Consider the following 9,702-nt stretch of genomic DNA (forward strand, 5'->3'; position numbering starts at 1 on the left):
CGATGACTTCGATCATGCTGGCCTGTTATTCGGATGTGTTCGCGGCGGGCGCGATCCACTCCGGCGGCATGTACAAGGGCGCGACCACGATTTCCGGCAGCGCCTATGCGCTGTTGGCCGGCAGCATCTACTCACCGGACAGCAACGGGCGGCTGGCCTGGCAGTGCTCGGGCTCGCCGTCGCCGCGGCCGATCCCGGTGCTGGTCTTCCATGGCACCGCCGACGCCACGGTGAACCCGATCAATGGGCAGCAGGCCGTGCGCCAGTTCCTGCAGACCAACGACCTGGCTGACGATGGCGTGGACAACGACTCGGTGAAGTACGTGCCGACCAGCACCTTCCACGGCCAGGTGCCGGGTGGGCGTGCCTACACGGTTGACTCTTACACCTATGGCGGCAGGACGCTGGTGCAGCATTACGTGGTGCAGGGAATGGGGCATGCCTGGAGCGGCAGCCAGTCCGGTTTGCCGTTCACCGATCCCAAGGGGCCGGATGCCACGTTGATTACCTGGCTGTTCCTGAAGGATCAGCAGCGCTGAGTGTGGGGGCACAGGAGCAGGGGAGGCGGCGCCAGTGTGGGAGCGGTGGGCTCCCGCACTGGCGCGCGGCCTTTGCCTCATCCATCCAAGCGTGTGCGCCCGCATGCGCACTCGTGCTCAGCCGCGGGCCAGAAGCTCGTCGCGGACGATCTGTGCACCTGCGCTGAGCGCGCGCAGCTTGCCTCGTGCTACGTCACGCGACAGCGGCGCCATGCCGCAGTTGGTGCTGGGGTAGAGCTTGTCAGCATCCACGAACTGCAGGGCCTTGCGCAGCGTGTTGGCCACTTCTTCCGGCGTCTCGACCGTGCTGGAAGCCACATCGATGGCACCGACCATCACCTTCTTGCCGCGCACCAGCTCGATCAGGTCAATCGGCACGTGCGAGTTGTGGCATTCCAGCGAGATGATGTCGATGCTGGACGTCTGCAGCTTCGGGAACGATTCTTCATACTGGCGCCATTCCGAACCCAGCGTCTGCTTCCAGTCGGTGTTGGCCTTGATACCGTAGCCGTAGCAGATATGGACCGCGGTTTCGCACTTGAGCCCTTCGACCGCGCGCTCCAGTGCAGCGACACCCCAATCGTTCACTTCGTCGAAGAACACATTGAAGGCCGGTTCGTCGAACTGGATGATGTCGACGCCGGCCGCCTCCAGTTCCCTGGCTTCCTGGTTGAGGATCCCGGCGAACTCCCAGGCCAGCTTTTCGCGGCTCTTGTAGTGCGCGTCATACAGGGTGTCGATCATGGTCATCGGGCCCGGCAGCGCCCATTTGATCGGCTGCGTAGTCTGCCTGCGCAGGAATTTCGCATCTTCCACAAACACCGGCTTCGGGCGGCTGACAGCGCTCACCACGGTGGGCACACTGGCGTCGTAGCGGTCGCGGATGCGGACGGTTTCACGCTTCTGGAAATCGACGCCACTGAGGTGTTCGATGAAGGTGGTGACGAAATGCTGCCGTGTCTGTTCGCCGTCACTGACGATGTCGATGCCGGCGTGCTGCTGTTCCTGCAGGGACAGGCGCAGGGCATCCTGCTTGCCTTCAATCAGGCCGTCATCCTGCAGCTTCCAGGGCGACCAGAGCTTTTCGGGCTCGGCCAGCCAGGAGGGCTTGGGCAGGCTGCCTGCGGTGGAGGTGGGGAGCAGTTTCTTCGTCGACATTGCGTCTTGTGTCCTGAGGGGCGAATGGAAAAGCGGTGGATCAGCGGGCGGCCCACTGCTCAAGCACGGCGCGGTACGGCTTGATGAAGTGTTCTTCGGTGAATCGGCCTTGCTTGACCGCCAGCTGGCTGCGTTCTTCGCGGTCGTAGACGATGCGGGTGGACGAATAGTCCTGGTGCTTCAGGCTGGGCTGGTAGACCTTGCCCGCTACGGAATTGGCGTTGTAGATCTCGGGGCGGTAGATCTTCTGGAAGGCCTCCATCGTGCTGATGGTGCCGATCAGTTCCAGGTTCGAGTAGTCGCCCAGCAGGTCACCCTGGAAGTAGAACGCCAGTGGCGCGACGCTGCCTGGCGGCATGAAGTAACGCACCTGCAGCCCCATCTTGTCGAAGTACTGGTCGGTGGGGGAGAACTCGCCTTGCCGATACTCGACGCCCAGGATGGGATGGTAGTTCTCGGTGCGGTGGTAGGTCTTGCTGCTGGACACGCTGATGCAGATCACCGGCGGCTTGCTGAAGTGCGCACGGTAGGCGTCGGACGCCAGGAAGTGCTTGAACAGCTTGCCATGAAGATCGCCGAAGTCTTCGGGAATGCCGAAGGTGGCCTTGCCTTCGTTGCTGGCGGGCAGCACGACGCTGAAATCGTAGTCGCGGACGTAGGAGGAGAAATTGTTGCCGACGATGCCTTCCGTACGCACGCCGGTACGCGTGTCGACGATGGTCGGCCGCAGCACCTCGATCAACGGGAACGTATCGCTGCCGTCGCTGCCATCGATGTGCATCTCCACCGAGATGATGTCCAGCTCGACCGCGTAGCGATCCGCGCTGGGGTTGTCCCAGTGCGCCAGATCGTTGAAGCGGTTGTTGATCATGCCGAGCGTGTTGCGCAGGTTTTCCTGGCGGGATTCGCCGCGGGCCAGGTTGGCGAAGTTGGTGGTGATTCGCGTGCCGTCAGCGGGCTGGTAGTCCTCGTTGAAAGGAATACGGGTGATGCTGAAGGTGAAGTTCTCGGTCGTCATGGGCGGCGTTCCGGGTTGCGGGGGTGACATCCGAATGCAGGTCGCTGGCATTCGGCATTCAGAGGATTGCAGCGGCCTCGGTAACGGCAGGTGCTGCACGATGGGAGAGGGCAAGCAGGGGCATCGCTCGCTGCACCGCCAGCCGCGCCCGCTGCATCAGGGCCTCGTTCTGCACGCAGCCGTCTGCGAAATCCTTGTCGGTTGCGTAGACACCCAAGGGCAGCGTTCGCGCCTGGAAGAAGCTGAAAAGCGGTCGCAGCTGGTGGTCGATCACCAGCGCGTGGCGCTCGCTGCCCCCAGTGGCGGCCAGCAGGATCGGGGTATCGACCAGCGCGTCCTGGTCGATGAAATCGAAAAAGTGCTTGAACAGGCCGGTGTACGAACCGCGGTAGACCGGCGTAACCACCACCAGCACATCGGCACGCTCGACAGCGGCCAACTGCCGCTCCACGGTTTCGGGCAACTGCGAGCGCCGGAGCGCACCGGCCAGTTGTGGCGCCAGTTCACCCAGTTCAATCAGGTGCTGATCGCAGGGGACGCCTTCGCCGATCAGGTCCAGCAGGTGCTCGGCCAGGGTCGCGGCCCTTGAGGGGCGCTGCAGCCCGCCGGAAACGGCGACGATACGGAGGGGGCGGGTCATCTCTTCGCTTCAGCAGGGGAGGGGCTGCTTCGGGGTGACCTGCAGGGGCGCAGTCCTGCGTGCCGGCTGGGTAGCCGCGCTGGCAGGGATCCGAAGGCATGAGCCGATGCTAGCCAGCCCATCCCATGACGTAAAATGGTATTACTTCACCAATCCATGAGTGAGATTCATCGTCATGTTGGAGCGGATCCATCTCAGCATCGTGCAGCAGGTCGAGCAGCAAGGCTCGCTGACCGCCGCCGCCGGTGTGCTGAACCTGACCCAATCAGCCCTGAGCCACAGCATGAAGAAGCTGGAGCAGCAGTTGGGTACCAACGTCTGGCTGCGCGAAGGCCGCAGCCTGCGCCTGACCCAGGCGGGCCAGTACCTGTTGGCGGTGGCCAACCGGGTGCTGCCGCAGCTGGACCTGGCCGAGGAGCGGCTGGGCCAGTTCGCGCAGGGCGAGCGTGGCGCGCTGCGCATCGGCATGGAATGCCACCCCTGCTACCAGTGGCTGCTGAAGATCGTCTCGCCCTATCTGGCCAGCTGGCCCGACGTCGATGTGGACGTCAAGCAGAAGTTCCAGTTCGGTGGCATCGGCGCCCTGTTCGGCTATGAGATCGACCTGCTGGTCACGCCCGACCCGCTGTTGAAGCCGGGCCTGAAGTTCGTCCCCGTCTTCGATTACGAGCAGGTGCTGGTGGTGGCCAAGGGCCATGCGCTGGCGTCGGTCGAGCACGTCAAGCCCCGCCAGCTCAGCCAGGAAGTACTCATCAGCTATCCGGTGCCGTTCGAGCGGCTGGATATCTACAACCAGTTCCTGCTGCCTGCCGGGGTCACGCCCCGGCGCCACAAGGCCATCGAAACCACCGACATCATGATGCAGATGGTGGCCAGCGGTCGCGGCGTCGCCGCCATGCCGCGTTGGCTGGTGGAGGAATATGCAGCCCGCATGGACGTGGTACCGGTGCGTCTGGGTGCGAAAGGCATTCCCAAGCAGATCTACCTGGGCGCGCGTGAGGCCGATACCGGTATCGATTACCTGCAGGCGTTTGTCGAACTGGCACGGAACAGCTCCACAAGCGCCGGCAACCTGCCTGGAGCCGGCTGATGTCAGCAGGCGTTGGCCGCATGGAGCCATTGGCGCAGACCTTCGTCAACGCCTTTTCATTGGAAGTCAGTGCCAAGGCCATGCCTGCGTTGCGCGCCGAAGCCGCCCGCATTGCACGGGGGACGACGATCTCCATTCCCTACCTGCCGAGCGAGGACGATGCTGCGCGACTGGCCGCGGCACGCAGGGTGCGCGAACTGGGGTTCGAGCCGATGCCGCACCTTTCCGCACGCCGCATCGGCTCGCGGGCTGCGCTTGAGCACTTCATCGAGCGTGCCGTCATCGACGCCGGCATTGAGCGCTGTTTCGTGATCGCAGGCGATCTTGCCACGCCTGCCGGGCCGTTCGCCGACAGCACATCGATCATCGAGAGCGGCATTCTCGAGCGCGCTGGCATCAGGGTCGTGGGGGTGGGCGGGCATCCGCAAGGCCATCCGGTGATGACCAGCGCCGAGAGGTGGCGCGTGCTTGAAAACAAGTGCCAGCGTATCGAAGAGCGAGGCATGGCACCGCTGGTCATCACCCAGTTCGCATTCGACGCCGATATCGTTCTGGCCTGGTTGAATGAACTGCGCGCCCGTGGCATCACCCATCCGGTGCTGGTGGGCGTTCCCGGGCCGGCCAGCATCGCGCGGCTTGTACGCTATGCGGCCATGTGCGGCGTCGCTGCAAGCACCTCGATGCTGTCCCGCTACGGCATCTCCATCGGCCGCCTGCTGGGAAGGGCCGGGCCGGATGTGTTCGTGGATCGCTTGGTAGAGGGCTTGACCGAAGCCCATGGGCAGGTCAGCCCGCATCTGTTTCCCTTCGGCGGTATCGCACCGACCATGGAGTGGGTGGAGCACTACCGGATGCGTGCAGGCGATGCGCACACGACCGGCCCACCTGTTGCCGATGAACCGTCATGACACGCATGGGCCTGTCATGGCCGATCACTGCACTCCTCACCCAGCCATTGGCAGAACGCCTGCACATCGGGGCGGTCCTGAGCCATCTCCCGACGGATCAACCAGAATGCGTAACGGTTCTCCAGCTCCAGGCTGAAGGGTTTCACCAGCCTGCCTTGGCGGAGATCGTCTTCCACCAGCGGCGCCACGCCGAGCGCCACGCCATGGCCGGCCACCGCCGCTTCCTGCGCAAGATAGATGCTGGGGAAGACCGGCCCAGCGCTTGCGTTGGCGTTGATGGCGCCGGCGGCCTCCAGCCAGTGTGACCACGCCGGCACGCCGGGGCGGTCCGTGGCACTTTCATCGTGCAACAACGTGCAGTGGCGCAGATCATCAGACCGCTGCAGCCGGCCAGCAGTGCCGGCCAGCAGCGCGGGCGAGCACACAGGGAATACCGGCGCCTTCAACAGCAGCTCAGCACGCACGCCGGTGTAGTTGCCTGCACCGTAGCGGATGCCGACATCGAATCCTCCGCGCAGAAAGTCGGCGTGTTCATTGCCGGTGTCGATGCGCACCCGGACATTGGGGTGCGCATGGTGAAAGCGATGCAGCTTTGGGGCCAGCCATTTCGCGGCGAACGACTCCATGGTTGTCACCCGCAGTTCGTGTGGTGCGCGCGTCCTGGCGCGCTCCAACGCCAGGTCCAGCTGCCCAAGTAGATCGCCGACCGTTGTTGCCAGCGCCGCGCCGTCTGATGTGAGCGCCACGGCGCGGTGATTGCGCTGGAACAGGCTTACGCCCAGATAGGCCTCGAGGTGTTTGACCTGATGGCTGACCGCAGCCGGGGTGACGAACAGTTCGCGCGCCGCCTGATTGAAGCTGAGGTGGCGGGCAGCCGCTTCGAACGTGCGCAGCGCATTCAGTGGGGCAGTGGGGCGGGGTTTCACGGGCACCATCCAAAGCAGGGGCCCTGTCATCGTAGCGCATGAATTTTTCTAACGCGAAGCGTAGAACTACTCGTTTGCCGGGTGCCGCATGAGCTGGTGATGATGCCGATCCTCCCACCCGGAAAGCCCGCCGTGCGAATTCAGGAGCTTGCCCCAGATGTGCTGATGTTCGTCGGTGACCAGGTTGAATCGGTCGCTACCGCCTTCGTCAACGGAGACCAGGTGCTGCTGGTGGACGCGTTGGGCAGCGAGGAGGATGCCGCCTGGTTGCGGGACGTACTGCACGGGCAGATGGGCAAGAGGGTACGACTGGTTGCCGCCACCCATTTCATGAGCGACCACATCTGTGGCATGACGCTGTTTCCGGAGGCGCTGACCCTGGCGCACCGCCATCACCGGCATGCCTTTCTTTCGCAGAACCAACCGGTGGCATCACGCTACCGCGATCCCGATATCGTGTTCGACAATCTCGCCATGCGCTGGGGGCGCCACCAGCTGCGCTTCCTGTACAACCCCGGCAAGACGATGGACCACATGAGCGTGGATGTGCCGAGTGCCGATCTGGTCTGCGTGGGCGACAACATCGTCGGCAACATCGTCTATCTCTCCCGGTCGGACCCGGCGCTGCAGCGCGCCGCCATCGGCCGTATCCAGCAGTTCGGGCGCAGCAGGGTGGTCGGCGGGCATATCGGGGTCTTCGATGCGGCGGTGCTGGGCAATGYACTCCACTACCTGCAGCGGATGCAGGAGATCGTCGTGGATATCCGGCTGCGAACCGCGCCGACGGAAACCACGGCGCTGATGGCAGCCATCAGACTGGAGGATTGCATCGCGTCGGGGGTAACGCCGACGGCATTCGAACGAGAATGGCATGGACACAATCTCACGGCGATCGTCGCGCAGTCGATCTTCTCCCTGGATGCTGCGCTGGCAGCAAGGGAGCAGGCCGCATGAAACACGATTCCGTCAACGCACCGGCGCTGGGCAGTCGCAGACGCTTCCTTGCCCGTTGCGCCGGTGTGGCCGCTGCTGCGCTGGTCCCTGCTGGTGCCGCTGCGCCACCAGCGGCGATGCGCAGCCTGCGCGCCCAGCGATTGGCGTGGGCCGGGGTGCGGCTGCAGTTGCCGGAGAGCACGCTGCTGATTGATCCGCTGGTGAATCCCGCAACGTGGGGCAAGGCGTTGCCGGACCGGCTGGTGCCGGTGAACGATGTGCTGGGCGAAAGCCACGTGCTGGTCACCCACACCCACTCCGATCACTTCGATGCAGATGCGGTTGCGGCGGCGCTCAGCAAAGGGGGAACACTCGCATATCCAGCCGGCCTGCAGCCCATGCCGCTACCCGCAGCCGCACGTGCACGGCCGAGCGCGCTGTGGGAGCCCCAACTGCTGGGCGACTTCACTGCGACGCCGGTACCGGCATCGGACGGCTACGGCGATACGCAGGTTTCCTGGGTGGTAACAGCGGGCGGCCGACGCATCTTCCATGGCGGCGACACCCAATGGCACGGCCATTGGTGGCATATCGGGCGCCAGTTCGGACCGTTCGATGCGGCCTTCCTCCCCATCAATGGCGCCACGTTCGGCTGGCGCGAGCCCGTAAGTGGCCAGCCTGGCGTACTGACGCCGGAGCAGGCGGTGGCAGCGGCGGCAATCCTCGGCGCACGCACGCTGGTGCCCATTCACTATGGCATCAGCGGAATGGACAACTATGCGGAAGTGGACGACCCGCTCGGGCGGCTTCGCAAGGCAGCCGGTGACCGTGCCGTGGCCGTGCAGGTCGTCGAGCCGGGCGCGTGGCTGACATGGCCGGCGTAGTCCCGTATCCGCGCCTGAATCATTCCTGGCCTTGGGAGAATCCATGAATCGAACACACTGCATTGCAACCGCCGTCGCGCTTTCTTCTTTCTCCATGGCCGCCCTGGCGGCGGAAACCACCAGCCCCAAACGCCCCTCGGTCGAGCAGCTGCAGAAGCTGATCGTCAGCACCTCGCCGCAGACCCGCGTGGATGCTCCGGACAAAGAACGCATCACGGCGCGGCGGATCGATATCGTCGATGAGAACGGGGTGATCCGGATGACGCTCTCGGGCCAGACGCCACCGCCCATCATCGATGGCATCCAGTACAAGCGAGCCTTCAATGTGGCGGGCATTGTGCTGTACGACCACAAGGGGAGCGAGCGCGGTGGCTTTGGAACCGCAGACGTCGAGGGCGGCATGGCCGTACTGGCGCTTGACCACCCGGCCATGGATGCAATTGGCTGGCGCGTGTCGCCCGACGGCGACGTTCGGTTCTCGATCAACCAGGCGCCGCCGCTGATTCGCGAGCCGCGGCTGGACAATCGCCTGATTCCGGGGGTGCAGACGCCAACACGCATCGAGATGGCGGTGGCTGCCGATGGCACCCCTGCCATCGCGCTGAACGATCAACAGGACCGCGCCAGGCTGCGCCTGACCGTAACGCCGGAAGGCTACGGGGCCATCGAGTTCCTGGACGCGCAGGGCAGGGTGATCCATACCCTGGCGCCCGAAGCCCATCGGCAGTGATGGCAGGTTGTCACTGACGCAGCAATCGCCCAACTACCATGGAGCCGGCATGGACACTGAAATACGGCAGCTCGAAGAAGCGCTGCGCATCGCGATGCTCACCAGCGACGTGGCCGCGCTGGATGGCCTGATTGCAGATGCCCTGATCTTTGTGGGGCCTTCGGGCGAAGTGTTTGGCAAGCAGGATGATCTGGCCCTGCATCGTTCAGGGCGCCAGAAGCTGAGCATGGCCGAATGGCAATCGGTGGAGATTGCCCTGCATGATCAAACCGCTGTTGCACTCACCACTGCGGCCCTGGCCGGAACCTTCGATGGCGCAGCCTTCTCTGGCCGCTTCAGGTACTGCCGCTTCTGGGGGAAGACGGCCGGTGTCTGGCAAGTGCTGGGCGGCTCGGTTGTCGCTCTGCCCGCAGCAATGGAGACAATCGCCTAGACAGCTGCGGTGGCTCATGGCCCGGGGTGGACGTTGTTCTCCGCATCCTCCATTCCCGGGCTCACCCGGCGGCCGATGTCCTTCAGCCTTGCCAGCTGGTCGACCATCGACGGTRCATCGTCCAGGCTGCCGACAAAGGTCCACAGGTAGGTCATCACCGCATAGACGTGGCCAGGGGTCACGCCATCGGTCATGGCGAGGCGGCCGATGGTCAAGGCAAACAGCACCGCAGCAGCCGCGCCGACCACCACGAAGGCACCAGCCTCGCGATCGGACAGCAGGATGCGCAGTCGCGACAGGGTGCGGTAGTGGCGGCGCAGTACCGACGGGCCGACCCGGTCGACCAGCCGGATTTCATGCTCCAGCCGGTTGTTCAGGCGGCCGTGCAACTGCTCGTTGCGGCGAGCGAACGAGGGCAGCAACACCAGCGCACCGAGCAGGGC

General features: G+C 64.5%; 12 protein-coding genes. 7 read left to right on the forward strand and 5 right to left on the reverse strand.

Going from position 1 to position 9,702, the window contains the following annotated elements:
- The coding region (locus tag AC1DJN_RS17775; RefSeq protein ID WP_478039637.1) for a CE1 family esterase at positions 1-539 on the forward strand (539 nt) is incomplete at its 5' end.
- Positions 540-656: 117 nt separating this feature from the next.
- Here AC1DJN_RS17775 and AC1DJN_RS17780 read toward each other — a convergent pair.
- Genes AC1DJN_RS17780 through msuE form a run of 3 tightly spaced genes read right to left on the reverse strand, consistent with a single transcriptional unit; the run spans position 657 to position 3,355 of the window.
- Complete coding sequence (locus AC1DJN_RS17780) at positions 657-1,697, reverse strand: methionine synthase (RefSeq protein WP_032974722.1); 1,041 nt, start codon at positions 1,695-1,697, stop codon at positions 657-659.
- Positions 1,698-1,737: 40 nt separating this feature from the next.
- Positions 1,738-2,715, reverse strand: coding sequence for a DUF1852 domain-containing protein (locus AC1DJN_RS17785; protein ID WP_032974723.1), 978 nt, complete (start codon positions 2,713-2,715; stop codon positions 1,738-1,740).
- 58 nt (positions 2,716-2,773) lie between these two features.
- Positions 2,774-3,355 (reverse strand): FMN reductase, encoded by a 582-nt coding sequence (gene msuE, locus AC1DJN_RS17790; protein WP_313113611.1) that lies wholly within the window; start codon positions 3,353-3,355, stop codon positions 2,774-2,776.
- Positions 3,356-3,530: 175 nt separating this feature from the next.
- Here msuE and AC1DJN_RS17795 point away from each other — a divergent pair, with 175 nt between their 5' ends.
- Both AC1DJN_RS17795 and AC1DJN_RS17800 read left to right on the forward strand, forming a co-directional pair.
- Positions 3,531-4,445 carry a LysR family transcriptional regulator gene (locus AC1DJN_RS17795; protein ID WP_032974724.1) on the forward strand — a complete coding sequence of 305 codons (915 nt, stop codon included), beginning with the start codon at positions 3,531-3,533 and terminating at the stop codon, positions 4,443-4,445.
- A gap of 20 nt (positions 4,446-4,465) precedes the next feature.
- Complete coding sequence (locus AC1DJN_RS17800; RefSeq protein WP_442251120.1) at positions 4,466-5,353, forward strand: methylenetetrahydrofolate reductase; 888 nt, start codon at positions 4,466-4,468, stop codon at positions 5,351-5,353.
- A gap of 14 nt (positions 5,354-5,367) precedes the next feature.
- Here the strand turns inward: AC1DJN_RS17800 and gcvA are convergent, their stop codons facing one another.
- Positions 5,368-6,279 (reverse strand): transcriptional regulator GcvA, encoded by a 912-nt coding sequence (gene gcvA / locus AC1DJN_RS17805; protein ID WP_442251097.1) that lies wholly within the window; start codon positions 6,277-6,279, stop codon positions 5,368-5,370.
- A 99-nt stretch (positions 6,280-6,378) separates the two neighbouring features.
- Between gcvA and AC1DJN_RS17810 the strand changes: the two genes are divergently transcribed.
- The 4 genes from AC1DJN_RS17810 to AC1DJN_RS17825 are packed head-to-tail and all read left to right on the forward strand — an operon-like array spanning position 6,379 to position 9,259.
- A complete protein-coding gene (locus AC1DJN_RS17810; RefSeq protein WP_478039639.1) occupies positions 6,379-7,233 on the forward strand; it encodes an MBL fold metallo-hydrolase in 855 nt (284 codons plus the stop codon).
- On the forward strand, positions 7,230-8,096 hold the full coding sequence (locus tag AC1DJN_RS17815) for an MBL fold metallo-hydrolase (protein WP_442251098.1): 867 nt from the start codon (positions 7,230-7,232) through the stop codon (positions 8,094-8,096). The genes AC1DJN_RS17810 and AC1DJN_RS17815 overlap by 4 nt, the downstream gene beginning before the upstream one ends.
- A gap of 43 nt (positions 8,097-8,139) precedes the next feature.
- Positions 8,140-8,826, forward strand: coding sequence for a hypothetical protein (locus tag AC1DJN_RS17820; RefSeq protein WP_312964444.1), 687 nt, complete (start codon positions 8,140-8,142; stop codon positions 8,824-8,826).
- 49 nt (positions 8,827-8,875) lie between these two features.
- On the forward strand, positions 8,876-9,259 hold the full coding sequence (locus AC1DJN_RS17825) for a nuclear transport factor 2 family protein (protein ID WP_033831124.1): 384 nt from the start codon (positions 8,876-8,878) through the stop codon (positions 9,257-9,259).
- A 14-nt stretch (positions 9,260-9,273) separates the two neighbouring features.
- Here the strand turns inward: AC1DJN_RS17825 and AC1DJN_RS17830 are convergent.
- Positions 9,274-9,702: ABC transporter six-transmembrane domain-containing protein (locus AC1DJN_RS17830; RefSeq protein WP_478039641.1), on the reverse strand; the 429-nt coding region annotated here is incomplete at its 5' end.

This window comes from Stenotrophomonas sp. 05L414_2, from assembly GCF_056397905.1.